Annotated in this window: 25 protein-coding genes; 12 read left to right on the top strand and 13 right to left on the bottom strand. The window is 63.8% G+C overall.

Annotated elements, in window-relative coordinates; translation table 11 throughout:
• Positions 1 to 75 precede the first annotated feature (75 nt).
• Complete coding sequence (locus L0977_RS03520; protein WP_234263329.1) at positions 76 to 852, top strand: tRNA-uridine aminocarboxypropyltransferase; 777 nt, start codon at positions 76 to 78, stop codon at positions 850 to 852.
• A gap of 37 nt (positions 853 to 889) precedes the next feature.
• Here L0977_RS03520 and L0977_RS03515 read toward each other — a convergent pair whose 3' ends face one another.
• Together L0977_RS03515 and L0977_RS03510 are read right to left on the bottom strand one after the other, a co-directional pair.
• Complete coding sequence (locus L0977_RS03515) at positions 890 to 1,270, bottom strand: DOPA 4,5-dioxygenase family protein (protein ID WP_234263328.1); 381 nt, start codon at positions 1,268 to 1,270, stop codon at positions 890 to 892.
• 46 nt (positions 1,271 to 1,316) lie between these two features.
• The gene (locus tag L0977_RS03510) at positions 1,317 to 1,640 is read right to left on the bottom strand and encodes a DUF2322 family protein (RefSeq protein WP_234263327.1); all 324 of its coding nucleotides are present in this window, start codon (positions 1,638 to 1,640) and stop codon (positions 1,317 to 1,319) included.
• A gap of 103 nt (positions 1,641 to 1,743) precedes the next feature.
• On the opposite strand from L0977_RS03510, the gene L0977_RS03505 reads away from it, so the two are divergent.
• On the top strand, positions 1,744 to 2,709 hold the full coding sequence (locus L0977_RS03505) for a M14 family metallopeptidase (RefSeq protein ID WP_234263326.1): 966 nt from the start codon (positions 1,744 to 1,746) through the stop codon (positions 2,707 to 2,709).
• Here the strand turns inward: L0977_RS03505 and L0977_RS03500 are convergent.
• The gene (locus L0977_RS03500) at positions 2,702 to 3,643 is read right to left on the bottom strand and encodes a hypothetical protein (protein WP_234263325.1); all 942 of its coding nucleotides are present in this window, start codon (positions 3,641 to 3,643) and stop codon (positions 2,702 to 2,704) included. The genes L0977_RS03505 and L0977_RS03500 overlap by 8 nt on opposite strands.
• A 202-nt stretch (positions 3,644 to 3,845) precedes the next feature.
• Here L0977_RS03500 and pcp point away from each other — a divergent pair, with 202 nt between their 5' ends.
• From pcp to L0977_RS03485, 3 genes are all read left to right on the top strand, one after another.
• On the top strand, positions 3,846 to 4,511 hold the full coding sequence (gene pcp, locus L0977_RS03495; RefSeq protein WP_234263324.1) for a pyroglutamyl-peptidase I: 666 nt from the start codon (positions 3,846 to 3,848) through the stop codon (positions 4,509 to 4,511).
• Between the two features lie 216 nt (positions 4,512 to 4,727).
• Entirely contained in the window at positions 4,728 to 5,054 is a 327-nt protein-coding gene (locus L0977_RS03490; protein WP_234263323.1) for a BON domain-containing protein, read from the top strand.
• Positions 5,055 to 5,235: 181 nt separating this feature from the next.
• On the top strand, positions 5,236 to 5,619 hold the full coding sequence (locus L0977_RS03485) for a response regulator (RefSeq protein WP_234263322.1): 384 nt from the start codon (positions 5,236 to 5,238) through the stop codon (positions 5,617 to 5,619).
• A gap of 64 nt (positions 5,620 to 5,683) precedes the next feature.
• Here the strand turns inward: L0977_RS03485 and L0977_RS03480 are convergent, their stop codons facing one another.
• Positions 5,684 to 6,316, bottom strand: a complete 633-nt coding sequence (locus tag L0977_RS03480) for a response regulator (protein WP_234263321.1) — start codon at positions 6,314 to 6,316, stop codon at positions 5,684 to 5,686.
• Positions 6,317 to 6,361: 45 nt separating this feature from the next.
• Here L0977_RS03480 and L0977_RS03475 point away from each other — a divergent pair, with 45 nt between their 5' ends.
• Positions 6,362 to 7,714 (top strand): CHASE3 domain-containing protein, encoded by a 1,353-nt coding sequence (locus L0977_RS03475; RefSeq protein ID WP_234263320.1) that lies wholly within the window; start codon positions 6,362 to 6,364, stop codon positions 7,712 to 7,714.
• Positions 7,715 to 7,861: 147 nt separating this feature from the next.
• The gene (locus L0977_RS03470) at positions 7,862 to 8,266 is read left to right on the top strand and encodes a hypothetical protein (RefSeq protein WP_234263319.1); all 405 of its coding nucleotides are present in this window, start codon (positions 7,862 to 7,864) and stop codon (positions 8,264 to 8,266) included.
• Positions 8,267 to 8,456: 190 nt separating this feature from the next.
• On the opposite strand, the gene L0977_RS03465 is transcribed toward L0977_RS03470, so the two are convergent.
• Positions 8,457 to 8,864, bottom strand: a complete 408-nt coding sequence (locus tag L0977_RS03465; protein ID WP_234263632.1) for a phage holin family protein — start codon at positions 8,862 to 8,864, stop codon at positions 8,457 to 8,459.
• A gap of 348 nt (positions 8,865 to 9,212) precedes the next feature.
• Between L0977_RS03465 and L0977_RS03460 the strand changes: the two genes are divergently transcribed.
• On the top strand, positions 9,213 to 9,542 hold the full coding sequence (locus L0977_RS03460; protein ID WP_234263318.1) for a hypothetical protein: 330 nt from the start codon (positions 9,213 to 9,215) through the stop codon (positions 9,540 to 9,542).
• A 484-nt stretch (positions 9,543 to 10,026) separates the two neighbouring features.
• Here L0977_RS03460 and L0977_RS03455 read toward each other — a convergent pair whose 3' ends face one another.
• Positions 10,027 to 10,353, bottom strand: coding sequence for a hypothetical protein (locus L0977_RS03455; protein ID WP_234263317.1), 327 nt, complete (start codon positions 10,351 to 10,353; stop codon positions 10,027 to 10,029).
• 14 nt (positions 10,354 to 10,367) lie between these two features.
• On the opposite strand from L0977_RS03455, the gene L0977_RS25525 reads away from it, so the two are divergent.
• Entirely contained in the window at positions 10,368 to 10,547 is a 180-nt protein-coding gene (locus L0977_RS25525) for a hypothetical protein (RefSeq protein WP_326491045.1), read from the top strand.
• Here L0977_RS25525 and L0977_RS03445 read toward each other — a convergent pair whose 3' ends face one another.
• From L0977_RS03445 to L0977_RS03415, 7 genes are all read right to left on the bottom strand, one after another.
• On the bottom strand, positions 10,548 to 10,793 hold the full coding sequence (locus L0977_RS03445) for a HepT-like ribonuclease domain-containing protein (RefSeq protein WP_234263316.1): 246 nt from the start codon (positions 10,791 to 10,793) through the stop codon (positions 10,548 to 10,550).
• The gene (locus tag L0977_RS03440) at positions 10,783 to 11,091 is read right to left on the bottom strand and encodes a nucleotidyltransferase family protein (protein WP_234263315.1); all 309 of its coding nucleotides are present in this window, start codon (positions 11,089 to 11,091) and stop codon (positions 10,783 to 10,785) included. The genes L0977_RS03445 and L0977_RS03440 overlap by 11 nt, the downstream gene beginning before the upstream one ends.
• Before the next feature lie 103 nt (positions 11,092 to 11,194).
• On the bottom strand, positions 11,195 to 11,356 hold the full coding sequence (locus L0977_RS03435; RefSeq protein ID WP_234263314.1) for a hypothetical protein: 162 nt from the start codon (positions 11,354 to 11,356) through the stop codon (positions 11,195 to 11,197).
• The gene (locus L0977_RS03430; RefSeq protein ID WP_234263313.1) at positions 11,353 to 11,946 is read right to left on the bottom strand and encodes a zeta toxin family protein; all 594 of its coding nucleotides are present in this window, start codon (positions 11,944 to 11,946) and stop codon (positions 11,353 to 11,355) included. The genes L0977_RS03435 and L0977_RS03430 overlap by 4 nt, the downstream gene beginning before the upstream one ends.
• 23 nt (positions 11,947 to 11,969) lie before the next feature.
• Positions 11,970 to 12,452 (bottom strand): helix-turn-helix transcriptional regulator, encoded by a 483-nt coding sequence (locus tag L0977_RS03425; protein WP_234263312.1) that lies wholly within the window; start codon positions 12,450 to 12,452, stop codon positions 11,970 to 11,972.
• Between the two features lie 102 nt (positions 12,453 to 12,554).
• Positions 12,555 to 12,866, bottom strand: a complete 312-nt coding sequence (locus tag L0977_RS03420; protein WP_234263311.1) for a HepT-like ribonuclease domain-containing protein — start codon at positions 12,864 to 12,866, stop codon at positions 12,555 to 12,557.
• A gap of 20 nt (positions 12,867 to 12,886) precedes the next feature.
• Positions 12,887 to 13,195 carry a nucleotidyltransferase family protein gene (locus L0977_RS03415; RefSeq protein ID WP_234263310.1) on the bottom strand — a complete coding sequence of 103 codons (309 nt, stop codon included), beginning with the start codon at positions 13,193 to 13,195 and terminating at the stop codon, positions 12,887 to 12,889.
• Positions 13,196 to 13,297: 102 nt separating this feature from the next.
• Between L0977_RS03415 and L0977_RS03410 the strand changes: the two genes are divergently transcribed.
• From L0977_RS03410 to L0977_RS03400, 3 genes are read left to right on the top strand one after another with little or no spacing between them, the layout of a single operon-like run.
• Positions 13,298 to 15,142 (top strand): 3'-5' exonuclease, encoded by a 1,845-nt coding sequence (locus tag L0977_RS03410; protein ID WP_234263309.1) that lies wholly within the window; start codon positions 13,298 to 13,300, stop codon positions 15,140 to 15,142.
• 26 nt (positions 15,143 to 15,168) lie between these two features.
• A complete protein-coding gene (locus L0977_RS03405) occupies positions 15,169 to 16,008 on the top strand; it encodes a hypothetical protein (RefSeq protein ID WP_234263308.1) in 840 nt (279 codons plus the stop codon).
• Positions 16,005 to 18,197 (top strand): UvrD-helicase domain-containing protein, encoded by a 2,193-nt coding sequence (locus L0977_RS03400; protein ID WP_234263307.1) that lies wholly within the window; start codon positions 16,005 to 16,007, stop codon positions 18,195 to 18,197. Before L0977_RS03405 ends, L0977_RS03400 begins: the two co-directional genes overlap by 4 nt.
• Positions 18,198 to 18,314 lie beyond the last annotated feature (117 nt).

The following is an 18,314-nucleotide window of genomic DNA, read 5'->3' as shown; positions in this document are numbered from 1 at the left end:
CGGATGCGGAACAATGGCGGGTTTTGTGCGGCCTTGCCGGCCGCTCCCATCGCTGCCCATGAACCTCTTTGCCGCATGAGCCACGCCGTCGCCCGTTTGCGTGCCGCCCGCCTGGCCGCCAGTTCCAAACCCTTCGTGGCCCGTGGCGGCGCCGGTGGGCGCTGCGGTGGCTGCCGCCTGCCGCACGCCTGGTGCGTGTGCGACCTGCAGCCGCGGGCGGCCGCGCGGGCCGGGGTGTGTCTGCTCATGGGCGACATCGAAATGCTCAAGCCCAGCAACACCGGCTGGCTGATCGCCGACGTGGTGCCCGACACCTGGGCCTTTGCCTGGCAACGCACCCAGGTCGATCCCGCGCTGCTGGCCCTGCTGGTCGACCCGCAGTGGCAGCCCTACGTGGTGTTTCCCGGCGAGTTTGTCGAACCGGCGCGGGTGGTCGCTTCCGTGCCGGTTCAGGCACCCGGAGGCCGTCGTCCGCTGTTCGTTCTGCTCGACGGCACCTGGTCGGAAGCGCGCAAGATGTTCCGCAAGAGCCCCTACCTCGATGGCCTGCCGGTGCTCAGCCTGCAGCCAGGCCAGCTCTCGCGCTACCGCCTGCGGCGCTCGGCGCGGGAAGACCATTTCTGCACCGCCGAAGTGGCGGCCCTGTGTCTCGAACTGGCGGGCGAGGGCGCTGCGGCCGAGCTGCTCGACGCCTGGTTCGACGTCTTCAGCCACCACTACCTGAGCGCCCGGCGCAACCTCCGGCTGGCGCGCGATACCTCCGCGCACGCGCGGCTGGCCGCGCTCACCGGGCGGGTGCCCGTGGCGGAGGCTGGCGAAGCGGAGGGGACCGGCCCGGCGCCCCCGGCCTGACGCCCGGGATGTCGGTGAACCGCAGGGAGGATGCCGGTCAGAGGTCGTAGTCGACCGAGGTCTCGGGCAGCACGCTCAGGTCCAGCGGACGCACGGCACCCATCCACAGCGCGCGGTCACGGTGATCGATCAGGTCCTGCCCGGTGATCGGGTGGATGAACACCACCAGCCCGCGGCGGTTGAGCGCCAGCCAGGGAATCACCTCGCCGAACAGCGCGGCCTTGAACGCGAGCTGGCAGCTCCAGTCCGGGTGCGGGCCCACCGGCTTTTCATGCACCCGCCCCATCTTCAGCGGGAAACGCGCCGCAGCCGCTTCGCACAGCGCCCGGGCCTGGGCAAGCGTCTCGGCGTTGAAATAGACGTGGGCGTGGTAGCCGTGGATGGTGGGCAGGGTGTCCGGGGTGGAGGGCGTGCTCATGGCTGCATGTTCCCACAGGCCCACCCGCTGTGCCAGCGACGGGTTTTCATCCAGCGCGGGGGCGCAGGCGCACGCCGTGGGTCAACGCCCCTTGCGACCAGACGCGCAGGCGGTCGATGTTGGGGTGCTTGCCTGGGTGCGCCAGCGCGTCGGCGGTGTGCTCGGCGTACCACTGCAGGCCCCGTGCCGCGGCCTCGGGCGTGATGGCACCGCCGTGCTGGGCCGCCAGCGCGTGGTACACCGCCAGCGATCCGGCCTGGCCGGGCTTGTTCTCGATGGTGGCGACCACCGTGCCCTCGGGGCTGAGCAGGTCGAGTGCCGCCAGGTGGTCGACGGCGGGCAGGGACTGGAGGCGTTCGGCAAAATTCATGCGCCGATTGTCGCCCGCAGAGGGCGGCAGCCACCACACTGCGGGCACGCGGATCGCCCTGTCCAGGCGGCCGCGCCTGGGCGGTGGGGCTACAGTGCCACCCATGCCCACACCCTTTGCCGACTCCATTGGCACCCCGGGCCAGCCCTGGGGGCCGGCCGAGATCGCCCGCTGGCGTGCGCGCCAGGTGCGCCAGCGCAGCCATGCCGACGATGTGCTCGCGCCGCTGGCGCGGCTGCCTGCGCCGTTCGACGCGTTCCGCTACGGTGAGCTGGTGGTGGGCGACGACCGGTACCCGCTGATGGCCGTGCGCGTCGGCACCTGGCAACCCGGTTTGCCGGGCGTGCTGGTCACTGGTGGCGTGCACGGCTACGAAACCAGCGGGGTGCGCGGCGCGCTGCATGTCCTCGACCACCAGGCCGAGGCCTGGGCCGGCCGCGTCAACCTGCTGGTGGTGCCCTGCGTCAGCCCCTGGGGCTACGAACGCATCCAGCGCTGGAATGCCGACGCGGTGGACCCCAACCGCGCCTTCCGCGAACCCAGCCCGGCGCCGGAAGCGGCCGCGCTGATGCGGCTGGTGGCACCGTGGCGTGGGCAGTTCAGCGCCCACATCGACCTGCACGAAACCACCGACACCGACGAGAGCGAATTCCGCCCGGCCCTGGCCGCCCGCGATGGCCAGCCCTTTGTGCCCGGCAGCATCCCTGACGGGTTCTACCTGGTGGACGATGCCGCGAACCCGCAGCCGGCCTTTCAGCAGGCGATCATCGAGGCGGTGGCACAGGTGACGCACATCGCCCCTGCGGACGCGCGCGGCGAAATCATCGGCTCACCGGCGGTGGCGCCCGGCGTCATCCGCTACCCGTTCACGGCCCTGGGGCTGTGCGCGGGCCTGACCGGCGCCCGCTACGCCACCACCACCGAGGTCTACCCCGACAGCCCCCGGACCACGCCCGAACAATGCGTGGCCGCGCAGGCGGCGGCGGTGCAGGCGGTGCTGGGCTTTGTGGTCGCGGATCGTCTGCGCCAGCCGGGCGAGGCCGCTGGCGCAGCCCAGGCGCCTACTTAGCGGCGGTGGTGGCCGCCGGGGGCGGTGTCGTGGCCGAGGTTGTTTCCGCCACAGGCAGCGGGTAGAAGGGCTGCAGCAGCACCGCAGCGCCAACGCGGGCCTGTTCCTCGGTGCCCACCGGTCGCTCGAAATCCACCAGGCCCCGTGCCACCGCGCTGGACTGCTTCTTCCAGAGCACTTCACGCCGGGTCAGGTCGATCAGCGCCACCATGTTGCCGACGGCGTCTTCGTTGGTGCTCCAGGAGGCAAAGGCGCCGCCCGTGAGGCCAAGGGTCAGGGTAGAGGTCAGGGCCACCATGCTGATGCTGCGGCCCATGGACACGTCTTGCTCCTGGATGTCCACGACCCACAGGTACGGGGCGCCGAATTGCCGGGCCAGCGCGCTTGCCTCTTCCGGGGTGATGTCCAGCGCCATCGCCTTCACCTCGGTGTCGGCAGCAACATCGCGCGTGGGGGCCAGCGCGCGCAGCTTTTTCAGCAGTCCCAGCGTGGTGGTTTCCTGATCGGCCGGTAGGGCGGTCCCCGTGTTTTTGAGCGGGTAGCTGGTGATGGGCTTCTGTTCACCGCCCGGCTTGTCGACCTGGGTGAGGGTCTGCAGGTAGTCCGGCTCCAGGACGGAGCAGACGAACGGGGTTTGGGTCGAGACCACCTTCACCCCCTTTTCGGTCAACGTCTTCGAGACGGCCTGGGCCAAGCGGGTGGCGCCGGCTTCGCTCAAGGCGGGGTAGACGTGGCTGGTGCCCACTTCCAGGCGGTACAGACAGGTTTCGACCAGCAGGGCCGCCCCGGCCTGGGCCACCTGTTGCTGGGTCTGGTCGTAGTGGTTTCGCGCTTGGGGTGTCAGTGTGGGCGCCGCAGCGCACCCGGCAAGCACCATCCACACGCCGGCAGCACCGGCTGCCATGGCCAACCGGCCGGCATCTTTCATCATCATGTTCATCACTCCCTGGGTTTCAAGACTGCGCCAGCGGGTGGTACAACCCTGCGCCCTGCAAGGGTAATCGGCCGAGGAGCCAGCGGGCGATGGAGCCGGTCGGTTTGGTGAAAAAGTTGACGATATGCGTGTGAGATGGCGCCGGAGGGTTTGCTTGAGGCTGCGCTACAGTGCCCCGATGCCTGCTCGCGAACCTTCGCCCATGCTTGCGCTGTCGCCGCGACAGCCGCAGGTTCTGCTCACCGGCTTCGCCCCCTTCGCTGGCGCCTCTATCAACCCGAGCTGGCAGGTGGTGCTCGCTTTGCACGGTCGGCAGGTGGCCGGGCACCGGGTCGTCGCGGCGCAGTTGCCCACGGTGTTTGGCGAGGCTGTGCAGGTGCTTGAAGGATTGTTGCAGCGCCACCAGCCGGCGCTGGTGATTGCTGTGGGTCAGGCTGGCGGCCGAGCCGCGCTGTCGCTGGAGCGTGTGGCCATCAACGTGGACGATGCGCCCATTGCCGACAACGCGGGCGCCCGGCCGGTGGACCGGCCCGTGGTGCCGGGGGCGCCAGCGGCCTACTTCAGCGGGCTGCCGATCAAGGCCATGCTGACCGCGCTGCAACAGGCGGGGCTGCCGGCCGAGGTGTCGCAGACGGCCGGCACCTTTGTCTGCAACCACGTGTTCTTCGGGCTCATGCACGCGCTGGCCAGCACGCCGGCGCTGCGCCACACCCCGGGTGGGTTTATTCACGTGCCCTGGTTGCCGCAACAGGGCGCGCCCCACATGGCGCTGGACGACATGGTGCGTGGCCTGCGCATCGCGGTGCGTTGTGCGCTCACGGTCCCGGACGGTGCGCCGCCCGGGCTGGCCGCTGGCGCCACGCATTGATGCTACGCACTGATGCCCCGCATTGATGTCCCGTTCTGTGCGAATGCTGCGGGGCCATTCGCCCCGGGGTTGAAAGGTTTCTGAAGCCGGCCGTGTCAGCGCTGTCTGACACGGCGTTGCGCTGCTGGCCGATACGCCGCACGGGCCGGGTTTTCTACAGTGAAGTCACTGCCGCTGAGGCAGACCTTCAACGAACCGAAAGCCCAGGAGAACACCATGAAAACGCTGCAACCTTCCCGCCTCGTCATGGCCGCCACCCTCGCCGTGGCCGCTGTGGTCACCACCGCCGGCTGCGCGGTCGCCCGCGATCAGCAGACCGTGGGGGCCTACATCGACGACGCCACGCTCACCACCCGCGTGAAAGCCAAGTTCGCCGAAGACCCGACGGTGAGCGCTTTGGCCATCAAGGTCGAAACGCTCAACGGCGTGGTGCAACTGGCTGGTTTTGCCAAGAGCGGCGGCGAACGCGCCCGCGCCGAAGACGTGGCCCGCACGATCCACGGGGTCAAGGATGTCAAGAACGACATCATTCTGCAGAACTGAGGCCGCGCACCGCCGCCGGCCTGGGCTCCGCCCGGCGCTGCATGCGCCCGGTGGGGCCGGGCCGGTGCATCGCGCTGTCAGACAAGTCCTACAGGCGCTGCCGGCTTCCGCACCTAGAATGGGCGCGCCCCCGAATCCGCCGGTTGCCCAGGCGATGTCGGTGGGCGATCCGAGCCCAGCGATGCCGAAACTCAAAACCTTTCTTGTCGAGGACAGTGCGGTGATCCGCGCCAACCTCGTTGCTGCCCTGGAAGACCTGGCGCCGGTCGAGGTGGTGGGCCACGCGGAATCGGCGGCCGAGGCCCAGGAGCGGCTTGAAGCGCTGGTGAACGAAGGCCGGTGCGATCTGGTGATCGTCGACATCTTCCTGCGCGGCGGCTCCGGGCTCGACGTGCTGCGCCATGTGTCCCGGCACGACTGGCCGATCCGGCCCGTGGTGCTGACCAACTACGCCACACCCGACATCCGTGCCGAGTGCCTGGCGCTGGGCGCCGATCAGGTGTTCGACAAGTCGCGCGACATCGACGCGCTGGTCGACTACTGCAACGACATGGCCACCGACTGAGCCGGTGGTGGTGACCCAGCACTTGCCGATGGCCGCGCGACCGCTGCGGCCACCGCCGCCCCGGTCACTGGATCAGGCCGTTCTTGAGCGCGTAGTAGGTCAGGTCGCTGTTGGAGCCGAGCGCCAGCTTTTCCAGCACGCGCGACCGGTAGGTGCTTACCGTCTTGACGCTGAGGAACATCTGTTCGGCGATGTGGCCGACGGTCTCGCCCTTGGCCAGGCGCAGGAACACCTGCAGTTCACGCTCGCTCAGGCTTTCGTGCGGCAGCTTCTCGGCGTTGCCCAGCACCCCGTCGGCCAGCAGCTCGGCCACCTGGGGCGTTATGTAACGCCGCCCGCGGGCCACGGTGCGGATGGCGGTGACGATCTCCGACGGATCGCACTCCTTGTTGAGGTAGCCGCTGGCGCCCTGGCGCAGCAGCGTGGTGGCGTAGTGCGTCTCGGGGAAACCGCTGAGGATGAGCACCGGCAGATCGGGGCAGCGCACGCGGATGGCGGCCAGCGCGTCCACGCCGCTCTGGTCCGGCATGGACAGGTCCATCACCAGCACGTCGACGTCGCCGCTGCGGGCGATCTCGAGCGCGTCCTTGCCGTTGGCGCCTTCGGCGGCCACGCGCAAATCCACGTGCTCGGTGATGAACTGGCTCAGGCCGGTGCGAACGATGGTGTGGTCGTCAACGATGCCGATGCGGATCATGGGGTGCGGGTGCGTGAACGGATCGATTCAGTATAAGGGGGGTGCATGGCGTTGAATCTGGAGCGTTTGACCAAGTGGGTGTCGGGCCGTTTCATCGGCCCGGTGGCCGTGTCGCTGGCCGTGATGGTGCTGGTGATCAGCGAAGCGGGCTTCTACCGCCTCCAGGACATCAGCGACAACCGCGAATCCAGCATCGGCACCCAGATGGTGGTCGACGGCCTGCGCCGCACCCTGCTGTCCATGGAGAGCGCCAGCCGCGGCTACATGCTCACTGGCCGGCCCGACTATCTCAAGCCTTACCACGAGCAGGAGCGGTCGCTGCTGCAGATGATGGGCAACGCCGAGCACCTGGCCGCCGAGGTGCCCGAGCAGCGCGACACGCTGCTGCAACTGGTGGAACTGGCCCGCCGCAAACATTCGGAAATGCAGACCGTGCTGCAGCGCTTCGACGCGGGCGACCGCGATGGCGCGATCGAACTCACGCTCACCGACCTCGGGCGCGAGATGATGGCCCAGCTCAACGACCTGACCGACCAGATCATCCGGCAGGAAGCGGCCCGCTCGGTCGCCTACAACCACAGCCGCAGCTCCGTGCTGCTGTGGAGCCGCGCCGGCATCTGGCTGCTGGTGCTGCTGTGCATCGGGGGTGCGGTGGCGCTCATGCACCTGAGCCGCCACCGCGAACGTGAGCGCCGCGTCTACATGCTGCAACTGCACGCCGAACGCGACCGGCTGGACGAAGAGGTCAGCCGCCGCACCGAAGAAACCATCGAGCTGGCGCGCCACATGGAGCGCGTGCGCGAAGACGAGCGCGCCCGCCTGGCGCGCGAACTGCACGACGAACTGGGGGGGCTGCTCACCGCGGCCAAGCTCGACCTGGCGCGCATCCGCAAGCGCATCCAGGACGAGACCGGCACCAAGCAGCAACTCGTCGAACACCTGCGCGAATCGCTCGACGCCGGCATCGCGCTCAAGCGGCGCATCATCGAGGACCTGCGCCCTTCGTCGCTGTCGAACCTGGGGCTCAAACGCACGCTGCAGATCCAGTGCGCCGAGTTTGCGCAGCGTGCCGAAGTGGCCGTCGACGTCCAGCTTGACGATGTGGTGCTGTCTCCCGAACGTTCGCTCGCCGTGTACCGCCTGGTGCAGGAGGCGCTCACCAACGTGGCCAAGTACGCGCAAGCCCGCCAGGTGCGCGTGGTGCTGCAGCGCGAGGGCGAGCAGGTGACGGTGACGGTGGAAGACGACGGCCAGGGGTTCGACCCCTCGACCGTGGCCGGGCGGGGCGGGCACGGCCTGCAGGGCATGCGCTTTCGCATCCGCGCCAGCGGCGGCGACGTGGGCATCCGCTCCGCGCCCGGGCGCGGCACCACCGTGCACGCCGTGCTGCCCCTTTGACGCGCACACTGCCTGCCACGGCGCTGCGCCTGTAGGGGCCGTCCTACATGCGGTGGCGGCGCTGTCGGATGCCGCCGCGCCGGGGGCCTGCCTACCATGAACCCATGTCAGGCCAGGGCCTCGCGGCCCGCTTCAGAGGAGCATCCCATGACCCCCAGAATCGCCCCCCTCATTGCCGCCCTGGTGGTGGCCGCGCCGATGGCTTCCGCACTGGCCGCCGGCGACCGGGCCGGTATCGATGCACGTTACCAGCGCGAACGGCAGGCCTGCGCCAGCGTGGCCGACCCCGACAGCCGCCACGCCTGTCTGCGCGACGCCGGCGCCGCCCGCCAGGAAGCCTTGCGCGGCACCCTGACCGGCCAGGAAGGCGACGCCGCCCAGTGGCAACGCAACGCGCTGCTGCGCTGCACCGTGCACAAGGATGTGATCGACCGCGCCCTGTGCGAGCGCATGGCCCAGGGTGAAGGGCAGGCCAGTGGCAGCGTCGAAGGTGGCGGCGTGATTCGCGAGATCGAAGTCGAAATCGACCCCGACCCCACAACCCCGCGCTGAGTGGCCTGCGCCGCCCCGCATTCCTTCAACCCCTTTTCACCCCGAGGAGACTTCCATGACCTGGACACTGTTGGCAATGTCCCTCATCGCCCTCATGGCCGCAGGCTTTGCCGCCTGGCTGTTCGGTGTGCTGACCGACCTGTTCGACTGGATGGAATGAGGCGCGCCCGCAGGTTGCGCCGCCGCTCCCTCACAACCAGAGCTGCCCTGGCGCGGGGTCTGTCTGGATGGTGAATTCGGGCGTGCCGCCCAGCACGAAAGCGCCCAGCACCAGACTCAGCAACGCCATGAAGATGCTGGCCCAGAACGCGGTCCAGAAACCGTCGAGGTGAAAACCGTTCACCAGCTTGGCCACCAGCATCAGCACCAGCGCGTTGATCACCAGCAGGAACAGCCCGAAGGTGATCAGCGTCAGCGGCAGCGTGAGCAGCACCAGCAGCGGCCGCACCACCGCATTGGCCAGCCCCAGCAGCAGGGCCGCCACCACCAGCGCACCCGTGCTGCCGAAACGCAGCCCCTTGAACACATGGCTGGCCACCCACAGCGCGAAAGCGGTGATGGCCCAGTGGAGGAGGAAGGGGGTGAGGTTGGCGAGCATGGTGCGACAGATGGATGGTGGCAAGCGTGTTCGCCAGCACTTGGCGAACGGAACAGAGTGAATCTACCCTTGAAACCGCCACGCCGCTGCGGATACGGCCAGCGGCTGGCTATACTCCGCCAAAAAATGCCCGGGGGAGGGTCAAGAAGGCACGACCCGCGAGCATTTGCCGGGCCGTTGACTCGCCATCATGGTCTCCCTCTTCCTGCCGCAGGATTGCATCAAGGAGGTTCCATGACACCGTATCTTTCTTCCCAGGTTCGCCGACGTTGGCTCGGTGGCCTTTCCTTTTGCCTGCTCCTGCTCACCGGGACGGCCTGTTCCGGAACCCCCAACGCCAAGGACGCCATGAATACCAACACCACGTCCTCTCTCGTCCAGGCCTGGCATATCCAGCTCCGCCCTGCCGGTGACGCACAGGTGCGGCTGAGTTTCCGCCCGTTGGTGTCCAGTGCGAAGAAGTACGTGGGCGCGGACTACCGCAGCGATGGCAAAACCCTCTGGGTCACGATCAAGAGCTGTCTGGTGAACGCGCATTGCACCGCCATGAGCCCGGCGCAGCCGGTGCCAGGCTCGCCCGACCGCTTTACCTACGGCGTGGTACTGCCCTACCAAGGCGAGACCGTGATGATCCAGGGGCAGGGTGATGTGCTGGAAGTGGTACCGCTTTCGCGCTGAACGTCATTGTTGATAGCCGTTTCGAGGGGAGGTCGGAACCATGTCAGAAGACGTCATCCTGGGCGTTCATAGCAACGTTCGTAAAGGGCAGATGGATCCCGAAACTGGTGATCCCTATGGCTTTGACGCTGGGCATGCCTGGATCTCTGTCACCCGCGACGGCAAAACCACCCGCTACGGTCTCTGGCCCGATGCACATCCCAACGTGGAAGACAACGGAGACGGTAGCGATATCCGGACCGGGATGGAGGATGGCGATACGCCGGCCGCGAGCCGCTACTACCGGCTAACCCCGGAGCAGGTGGCCAAACTCGACAGCCTGCTCAAGGCCAACGAAACCTGGGGTTACACCCACAACTGTTCTTCTTGGGCACGCACCAGCCCGGAAAGCCCGGTCGCACCGGCGAAGCGCAGCAGCATCCGCTTCGCGCAGGTCCACGATTACGTGCTCAGAGAAGAGGTGATGGACGCACGCGCCGCGCCCTCACGCTTGCCACACCCCGAACCCGGCCGAGCGCAGATCGATGCCGATCTCGATTTCGCGCTGCTGCGCCGCCTCATAGCTCATCGGGTTGAAGCCCTCGTACAGGTCGGGCAGCAGCCGCAGGCCGTACTTCATGGCGTAGGCGTTGGCCTGGATGCCCGCCTTGTGCTTGTCAAAGCGCACATCCGGGTCGAGCCCCGTCATGCCCACGTACACACACGGCTTGCCCTCGACATAACCCGGATTGCACTGGCGGAACCTGCGTTCCTGCAGCACGTCCGGGTGCAGCTCGATGACGTAAACGTGGTGGTGGGGGCGGCGAGGCATGGGCGCAGGGGCTGGTGCTGGTGCTGGTGCTGGTGCTGGTGCTGGTGCTGGTGCGTCAGGGGGGCGCAGAGCGCATCGACAGCGTCGCTCTGCAGCGCGGGGAATGCACGCAACCCCAGAATGCCGAGCCGCCGTTCTTCGGCGTGCGTTCCACCATCTTCACGCCGCAGCTCGCGCAGGTCGGGCGCCGGTAGTCACCTTCCGTGGCCACCGCCAGCAGCGCGGCCTGCTGCTCGGGCGTGCGGCTGAGGATCATGCGCCGCATCCAGCTTCGCCAACTGGTTGAGCGCCTCGCCGATCACCTCGAACTTGCGCTCCACCGCCGCTTGCACCAGCTCGTTGCCGACATAGCCCTTCACGTCCAGACCCGCCGTGAACGACTGGATCGCCTGCGCCGCCTCGCGCACATCCCACAGGAAGACTCGCGGGTCACGCTGCATACACGGGCTCGCGATGGCGGTTGATGCTGGCGAGCACGTAGGGGTTACGCACCGCGCCGGGTTCCACCAGGTCCACACCCCGGCCCAGCAACTGCTCCAGCTCGGCCTTGGCGCCGTAGAAGCTGCGCAGGTCCGGCCGGGCGTCGGCCGCGAACTCGACCAGAAAGTCCGCGTCGCTGGTCTCGGCCACAAAGTCATCGCCCCGCGCGGCCGAGCCAAACACCTCCAGCCGGCGAATGCCGTAGCGCTGGCAGATGGCCGCGATAGACGCGCGGTGTTGGGCAATGGCGGGGTGCATGGGCGCGAGTGTACCGACGCAAACGCAAGGGCACGTCAGCAAAGGGCTGGAGTTCCCGGTGGTGGCGCTGGTCGGCGCCGGGCGCATGCCCGCCGAGGGCGGGTCAGACCACGGGGTTGCTGATGGTTCCGCGCTTCCAGCCTTGGGTCGGCAACTTCAGGCCCTGTGCGGCCAGTTGCTTGCGTGCATGCGCAGCTGCTTGCTTGAGCGCTGCATCGATGCGCGCCTGCTCATTTGTGGCCTGGGATGCTTGCTTGGATTTCATGGGGCGATGGACCGAAGCAGAAGCCATTTTTCAGAGTCTTTCACAGAGGTGCGGCGCGGTGTTCCGGACGCAATGGTTTCCAGGCGACCGCTCGCATTATCCAGCACCGACCAGCGATCAGAAAGCGGCAAATACAGCTCGAACAGGTTGCTCAGGCTGCGTCGGAAGCGGCGGTGAATGTCGTCAGTCGGAATGTTGTGCCCGCCTTGCTTCACGCGAAGTGCCACCCGTTGCACCGCCAGATCGGAGGTGGGCAGCGTCACGTAAAACAAGACCACCTGATAGTCGGTGGCCTTGCAGTCGCGCAGGAACTTCGCGAAGCTGCGGCTCGACAGCGTGCTCTCGAACGCGAAGCTGCTGCCCGATTGCGCCAGCTCGTGCAAACGCCGCAGCATGATGCGCCCCGCCTCGAACGACACCGTCTCAGGCGCATACGCCGACAGCCCCACCGCGATCTGGTCGGCGTTCACGAACTCCAACACGCCCAGGGCGCCCTTGAGCAAAAACGGCGCAGCGGTCGACTTGCCGGCACCGTTCGGGCCGGCAATGACCACCACGGTCGGCTTCTTGGGTGGGTTGGACGGGTTCATGTCGATGACACCTTTGCTGCCATTCATGACCAGGCGGCCCGTGGCGACTGCAGCGCCTGTGCCCAAGCCGCCAAGTGCTTCCAGAGCGTCTTGGGCGGCGTGTGGGTGCGTTCGGCCGCTTCCGCCACACCGGCCACGATCAGTGGCAAAGGTGCTTCGTCCAGCAGCGTCGCCACCTGCGGCACCAGCGCCGGGGGCAGGTCACCGGCCACCAGCGCATCGGCCAGCGCGCCCGGCGACAGCGCCTGCCTGTAGCTCACGCTGGCCGTCTGGCTCAGCAAGGCCAGCGCGTGCACTTGGGGCGTCTTTTGCTGCGCGGCCAGATCCATGCCCAGCAGGTTCAGCAGCGCCAACAGCTTGGCCGCGCCGAGGTCCACCAGAGAGCCGTTTTCCAGCTGGTTGATGGTCGCGCGCGACAACCCGGCCAGCCGCGCCAGCCGCGCCTGCGAAAGGCCCAGCGCCTCACGGCGGGCTTGCACGAGTTGGCCGATGTCTGCGAGGTTCATGGGCTGGAGTGGAGCACCGGAGCCAATAAATGTCAAATATGCTTGACATTTATTGGGCCTGTTCGGACTCTCTCAGCAGGTACGCTGGTAAGGCTCACCCGCTTATGCCAAATCGTCCAACAAGCGCTGCACCGCCGCCAGCAGTCCCGGCAGCGCGTACTGCACGATGTTCCACACCGTGTCCGGGTTGACCGTTGCGTACCCGTGGATCAGCTGGTTGCGAAAGGCCACGATCTGCGGGACGTCCGGGATGCGGGCGGCCATCGCAGAGTCCAACTTCGCCAACTGGTTGAGCGCTTCACCGATCACCTCGAACTTGCGCTCGACCGCCGCCTGCACCAGCTCATTGCTGACGTAACCCTTGACGTCCAGACCCGTCGTGAACGACTGGATCGCTTGCGCCGCCTCGCGCACATCTCACAGGAAGGCGCGGGTCACGCTGCATACACAGGCTCGCGGTGGCGGTTGATGCTGGCCAGCACGTAGGGGTTGCGCACCGCGCCCGGCTCTACCAGGTCCACACCCCGGCCCAGCAACTGCTCAAGCTCTGCCTTGGCGCCGTAGAAGCTGCGAAGGTCGGGTGATGCGTCCGCCGCGAACTCCACCAGAAAGTCCGCGTCGCTGCTCTCGGCCACAAAGTCGTCGCCCCGCGCGGCCGAGCCAAACACCTCCAGCCGGCGGATGCCGTAGCGCTGGCAGATGGCCGCGATGGACGCGCGGTGTTGGGTGATGGCGGGGTGCATGGGCGCGAGTGTACCGATGGGCACTGTTGACAGCGAGTGCGGCTGTGTTTCCTGCGAGTTGGTGCATCATGCCGCCCAGGGAAACAAATACACACAAGTCAGATGGCCACACTGATACCCGCCCTGGGCAGTTGCGTTGCACGCATGACGCCCGGCGAACGCCGCACCGCCGAGCGGCTTGAACAGAAGCTCGACGCCGACTACCTGCTCTGGTACGACGTGGCCGTCGGCCCCAAGCACCAGCACCCGGACTTTGTGGTGATGCACCCGCGCCGGGGCATCCTGATCCTGGAGGTCAAGGACTTCCGGCTCTCAACTCTCATCCAGGCCAACAAGCAGACCTGGGACATCCACGGCGAGCTCGGCCCCAAGACCATTCCCAACCCGCTGGAGCAGGCCCGGCAGTACGCGCACCAGGTGGTCCACGCGCTGGAGCGCGACCCGCAGCTGGTGCAGCCTGAAGGCCGGCACCAGGGCAAGCTGGCCTTTCCGTGGAGCTACGGCGTGGTGCTGCCCAACATCACCCGCGCGCAGTTCGACAAAGCCGAACTCGCCCACGCCATCGAACCGCACCGCGTCATCTGCCAGGACGAGATGGGCGAACAGGTGGAGCCCGAGGCGCTGCAAAGCCGGCTGTGGGACATGTTCCCCTTCATGATGGGCGGCGTCATGTCGCTGCCGCAGATGGACCGGGTGCGCTGGATCATGTTCCCCGAGGTGCGCGTGCAGGTGCAGGACCAGCTGTTTGACGACAGCGACGAAGCCGCCGAACTGCCCAGCATCATGCGCGTGATGGACCTGCAGCAGGAACAGCTGGCCCGCAGCCTGGGCGATGGGCACCGCGTCATCCACGGCGTGGCCGGGTCGGGCAAGACCATGCTGCTGGGCTACCGCGCCGAACACCTGGCCAAGGCGCAGAAGTCACAGGCAGAGGGGGCCAGCAAACCCATCCTCATCCTCTGCTACAACGAACCGCTGGCCCGGCAGATTGCCCGCGTGATGGGCGCCAAAGGCATCGCCGACCGCGTGCACGCCGTGCACTTCCACAAATGGTGTCGCGACCAGCTGGTGGCCTACGGGCAAAGCCTGCCCGACAACAACCAGCCCGTAACCGACAAGATGGCCGACATGGTCCAGCGCGTCATCACCGGCGTGGACCGCCGCCAGATCCCCAGCGGCCAATACCAGGCCGTGCTCATCGACGAAGGCCACGACTTCGCGCCCGAATGGCTGCGCCTGGTGGTGCAGATGGTGGACCCCGCCACCAACAGCCTGCTCGTGCTGTACGACGACGCGCAGAGCATCTACGAACGCACGCAGAAGAGCAAAAACTTCAGCTTCAAGAGCGTGGGCATACAGGCGCAGGGGCGCACCACCATCCTCAAGATCAACTACCGCAACACGCGGCAAATCTTGCAGACCGCGAGCCTTGTTGCAGCTGATCTACTCACGGCCGAAGACAAGGACGACGACGGCGTGCCCCTGCTCAAGCCCGTGAGCTGCGGGCGCGACGGCGAGGCGCCGCTCATCGTGCGTCTGCCCACCCTGCGCGAAGAGGTGGCCCAGGTGGCCGAGCTGCTGGCCACCGCCCACCGCGAAGGCCACGCCTGGGCCGACATGGCCATCCTCTGCCGCCACCACAGCGAAATGGACATGTGCGCCGAATTCCTGCGCAAACGCAAGCTGCCGCACCAGCTGCGCCGCAACTCGTCCAGCGTGTTCGACCCCGCGCACGACAGCATCAAGGTGATGACGCTGCACGTCAGCAAAGGGCTGGAGTTCCCGGTGGTGGCGCTGGTGGGCGCCGGGCGCATGCCCGCCGAGGGCGAAGACGAGCGCGAGGAAGCGCGGCTGTTCTATGTGGGGGCAACGCGGGCGACGCAGCGGTTGGTGATTGGTCTTGCAGGGGGTGGAGCTTTCTCTAGCAAGCTCTCAAACATGAACTAAAGACATTAAGTAGGAAGGGTTGTTTTGTGGAAGATCGTAAACACAGGTTTGGCATTGATCCTTATCGAGGACAGCTAACCACTATTTGGCAAGGGACAGTCATTTGCAAAAAAGAGAAGAGCCAGCTGCATCGAAGAATGGTCGTTAGTGCTGATTGTGATCTTACGGATGAAAAAGGACATCAGGAGTTCTTTGTGCTTGATGTTGTTCCGATTGAGGAATTCGCAATCCATACGGCAAGAGGCGCTGCTCTTATCGAAATTAAAAAGATAGTCTTACAGTCGGCTCGTGAAATTGCAGTCGCCAAGCAACCCAATTTTGCTTCGGTGTCTGATGAGGTTTTGAATGAATGGATTCTTAATGGTGATTCATCTAGATGGGCGATTGATTTGCCTGGTATTCATTCGAATGAAAAAGATCTCCTTGAGTCGATAAAGAAATGGTTGAGTCGTCGTGAGTCTTCGTCGGTAGACTGTGCCACTGATTTTTCCGATTTTCTGCTGAAGTGCGATAATTTACAGCTTTCTGGAAAAGTAGATGGGATTAACAAAAAAATTAAAAAAGAGTTGCAATCGAGATTGCTGTCAACGCGAGTTGATCATTACATTTTGCCTGCCCTGCCGGGAGAGTTTGAAACTCTTGGTCATGTGGTTCCGTTTAAATCGCTAAAACTGATGTCTAAAGTGGAGTTAAGTTTCGATGCAAAGGAGGTAGGGATGTTTATTCCAGTGGCAACCTGCCGTCCCGTTTTGCTTCAGTCTTTGATTCAGAAGATGACAAACTACTTTGCTAGAATTGGTTTGACTGATAGTTTTAAAGATGAGCAAGAAACGATTGTGAAAACAATGATGGAGATTTTGAAATGACTCAGTATGCGTTTGTTACTTTGGAAGCGTGTCGTTTTTTTCAGATATATGGACCGCCTCCGGCTGAGTGGTTTGATTCGCTATTGCCTTCCCTTCTTCCATTGCCATCTTTCCGGATGGGTGATGGGTCGTTAATTGTGTGGACGCCAGATGAGGCTGTGGCAGTCAATGAGTCGTATTGTGCTGCATTTGCTCTTACTGACTCCGGACTGTTCGAGGGATTGGCAGCTGCTAGGAAAGTAGAGGCGTTCAATAGAGTGTTGAGATTGGTTCAAGCAAATGTGGATCAATCAACCTCAATTCCTTCGCTTTGGAGGTCTTTTAATTCGGATAGTTTAATTAGCATCCAGTCGAGTCCGCGTGCTAAGGGTGAGAGGGCAAGAGTTCTGTTTGATCGCAAGAAGTTTGCGAAAATTATTGGTGTTTCTTACGGTGTCATCGATGATGATGTCGACCTCATGGATCGATTGCCAAAGGTCCCGCCTGAAACAGCCATTCTGAGTTGCCTTGCCGGTGTTTTGAAAGATCTGCCAAAAAACATTCCCCGAGGGTTTGATGATGGCGCGTTCGATCTCGAGGCTACGAATAGATCCTTGGGTTTGGGGCCTTCTTTGGATGTGTGGTATGAATCAAAGCTCACGGAAACCCAACGCAAGTTTGTCGACTTTCCGTTGAGCAGAAGTATCCGTGTTCGAGGGCCAGGAGGGAGTGGAAAAACCGTTGCCATGGTTGTTAAGACGCTGCGGCAACTTGAGTTAGATAAAGCTGCAAAGAGGAGTACAAGATACGGATTTCTAACTCATAGTCAAGCCACAGTTGAAGTCGTTCAGTCGATGGTCCGAACAATGATTGGCGATGAAAAAACATCAGAAATTGCTGGCGACGGCTCTTTGCTATATATCGGGACTCTATATTCACTTGCATATGACACCCTTGGTACCGAGCTAAGGGGGGTGGTTCCTCTATCTCTTGATGGTCGTCAAGGTAGGGAAATGCAGTATGAGCTTCTTGAAAGTGTTGTAAAGGACTATGTTGCAACTGATTGGATTGCTCGCAAGGGTGGTTGCTCAAATGCGTTTGTCGAACTGATGGAGGCGGCCGCTGCACAGAGAGAGGGGGGTGCTCAATTTCTATATGAAGTTCTTAACGAATTTGCTTGTGTTCTTGAGCCCGAAGGGGTTGCAAGATCGGCACAAAAAAGAACCGAATACATCTCGAAGGCTGCGCGCGAAGCTTGGCGACTTCAGCTTGGAGCAATGGATGAACGGAGGGTTATGATTGACCTTCATGCCAGATTCCGTAAGGAGATGCGGGAGGCTGAAGCTATTAGTATGGACCAGTTGGTTTCGGATTTTGATCGATTTCTCGATTCAAATGCTTGGGAGTTGACTAGGGGTGTCTCTGGGTTTGATGTGATTTTTGTTGATGAATTGCATCTTTTGAATCGTATGGAGCGGATGTTGATCACCTCTTTGCAGCGAGATCCTAGTTCGCGCCCCGTTGTGGTGATGGCGGAAGATACTAAACAGGATGTTCGACGAGTTGGGCAAGGACTTAGGTCTTGGCAAAGGGGTCTTGATGGAATGGAGAATTTCGATCTTAATGAGGTGTTTCGATATACTCCGCAGATCAATAGCTTGCTTCGTGCCGTCGATGAATTTGCTCCAACTCTAAATTTGCAAGAGGATTGGCCTAGTTACAGTCAAGAGAGTAAGTTGCCCTCAGGTCCGGTGCCTGATGTGAGGCTGTTTAATGATCTGAGATCCCAGTATGATTCTATTTTCCCAGAGGCGTCTCTAAGTGCAAAGAAGCGCAAAAGTGGGCGTTCTGTTGCTGTTCTTTCCTGTGATTATGATAACTTCAAGAGATATTTACTGGCAGGGCAGCATCGCGACCTATTTATTCCGGTTGAATCTAGGGAGGATATAACTTTAATCCCTAGCCGAGGGGTTAGATTTGTCCTGTCAATGCCTGAATTTGTCGCTGGACTTCAATTTGATGAGGTGTATCTAATTGATGTGAGTGATGCTGTTTTATTTAGTGGGGAGGCCGTTGGAGTGAGAGATAAGAGGCGTGGACTCTCGCTCTTTTACTTGGGTGCGAGCAGAGCGATGTCGGTACTGCATTTGTCCGCGCTTTCTGATGCTGGGGGGGTGCCTGGTTTTATCGACTATGCAGTTCGGGCGTGAGCGTCCAGTCAGCCCATCTTGAAAGCCGAGGCGGTTCATAGGAGCCTCGAGTCCACTTCAACTCTTGGTGGACTCGTGAACACTATCCCCGATCAACAAGCAGGTCCGCGACAGCGG

This window comes from Hydrogenophaga sp. NFH-34, assembly GCF_021401345.1.
Taxonomy (GTDB): Bacteria; Pseudomonadota; Gammaproteobacteria; order Burkholderiales; family Burkholderiaceae_C; genus Hydrogenophaga; species Hydrogenophaga electricum.
This window is presented reverse-complemented; position numbering and strand designations above follow the sequence as displayed.

What these genes read in the sequence shown, in the direction of transcription:
- L0977_RS03520 (WP_234263329.1), top strand. Translation starts at nt 76, where the DNA reads ATGAGCCACGCCGTCGCCCGTTTGCGTGCCGCCCGCCTGGCCGCCAGT.
- L0977_RS03515 (WP_234263328.1), bottom strand. Translation starts at nt 1,270, where the DNA reads ATGAGCACGCCCTCCACCCCGGACACCCTGCCCACCATCCACGGCTAC.
- L0977_RS03510 (WP_234263327.1), bottom strand. Translation starts at nt 1,640, where the DNA reads ATGAATTTTGCCGAACGCCTCCAGTCCCTGCCCGCCGTCGACCACCTG.
- L0977_RS03505 (WP_234263326.1), top strand. Translation starts at nt 1,744, where the DNA reads ATGCCCACACCCTTTGCCGACTCCATTGGCACCCCGGGCCAGCCCTGG.
- L0977_RS03500 (WP_234263325.1), bottom strand. Translation starts at nt 3,643, where the DNA reads ATGATGATGAAAGATGCCGGCCGGTTGGCCATGGCAGCCGGTGCTGCC.
- pcp (WP_234263324.1), top strand. Translation starts at nt 3,846, where the DNA reads ATGCTTGCGCTGTCGCCGCGACAGCCGCAGGTTCTGCTCACCGGCTTC.
- L0977_RS03490 (WP_234263323.1), top strand. Translation starts at nt 4,728, where the DNA reads ATGAAAACGCTGCAACCTTCCCGCCTCGTCATGGCCGCCACCCTCGCC.
- L0977_RS03485 (WP_234263322.1), top strand. Translation starts at nt 5,236, where the DNA reads ATGCCGAAACTCAAAACCTTTCTTGTCGAGGACAGTGCGGTGATCCGC.
- L0977_RS03480 (WP_234263321.1), bottom strand. Translation starts at nt 6,316, where the DNA reads ATGATCCGCATCGGCATCGTTGACGACCACACCATCGTTCGCACCGGC.
- L0977_RS03475 (WP_234263320.1), top strand. Translation starts at nt 6,362, where the DNA reads ATGGCGTTGAATCTGGAGCGTTTGACCAAGTGGGTGTCGGGCCGTTTC.
- L0977_RS03470 (WP_234263319.1), top strand. Translation starts at nt 7,862, where the DNA reads ATGACCCCCAGAATCGCCCCCCTCATTGCCGCCCTGGTGGTGGCCGCG.
- L0977_RS03465 (WP_234263632.1), bottom strand. Translation starts at nt 8,864, where the DNA reads ATGCTCGCCAACCTCACCCCCTTCCTCCTCCACTGGGCCATCACCGCT.
- L0977_RS03460 (WP_234263318.1), top strand. Translation starts at nt 9,213, where the DNA reads ATGAATACCAACACCACGTCCTCTCTCGTCCAGGCCTGGCATATCCAG.
- L0977_RS03455 (WP_234263317.1), bottom strand. Translation starts at nt 10,353, where the DNA reads ATGCCTCGCCGCCCCCACCACCACGTTTACGTCATCGAGCTGCACCCG.
- L0977_RS03445 (WP_234263316.1), bottom strand. Translation starts at nt 10,793, where the DNA reads ATGCAGCGTGACCCGCGAGTCTTCCTGTGGGATGTGCGCGAGGCGGCG.
- L0977_RS03440 (WP_234263315.1), bottom strand. Translation starts at nt 11,091, where the DNA reads ATGCACCCCGCCATTGCCCAACACCGCGCGTCTATCGCGGCCATCTGC.
- L0977_RS03435 (WP_234263314.1), bottom strand. Translation starts at nt 11,356, where the DNA reads ATGAAATCCAAGCAAGCATCCCAGGCCACAAATGAGCAGGCGCGCATC.
- L0977_RS03430 (WP_234263313.1), bottom strand. Translation starts at nt 11,946, where the DNA reads ATGAACCCGTCCAACCCACCCAAGAAGCCGACCGTGGTGGTCATTGCC.
- L0977_RS03425 (WP_234263312.1), bottom strand. Translation starts at nt 12,452, where the DNA reads ATGAACCTCGCAGACATCGGCCAACTCGTGCAAGCCCGCCGTGAGGCG.
- L0977_RS03415 (WP_234263310.1), bottom strand. Translation starts at nt 13,195, where the DNA reads ATGCACCCCGCCATCACCCAACACCGCGCGTCCATCGCGGCCATCTGC.
- L0977_RS03410 (WP_234263309.1), top strand. Translation starts at nt 13,298, where the DNA reads ATGGCCACACTGATACCCGCCCTGGGCAGTTGCGTTGCACGCATGACG.
- L0977_RS03400 (WP_234263307.1), top strand. Translation starts at nt 16,005, where the DNA reads ATGACTCAGTATGCGTTTGTTACTTTGGAAGCGTGTCGTTTTTTTCAG.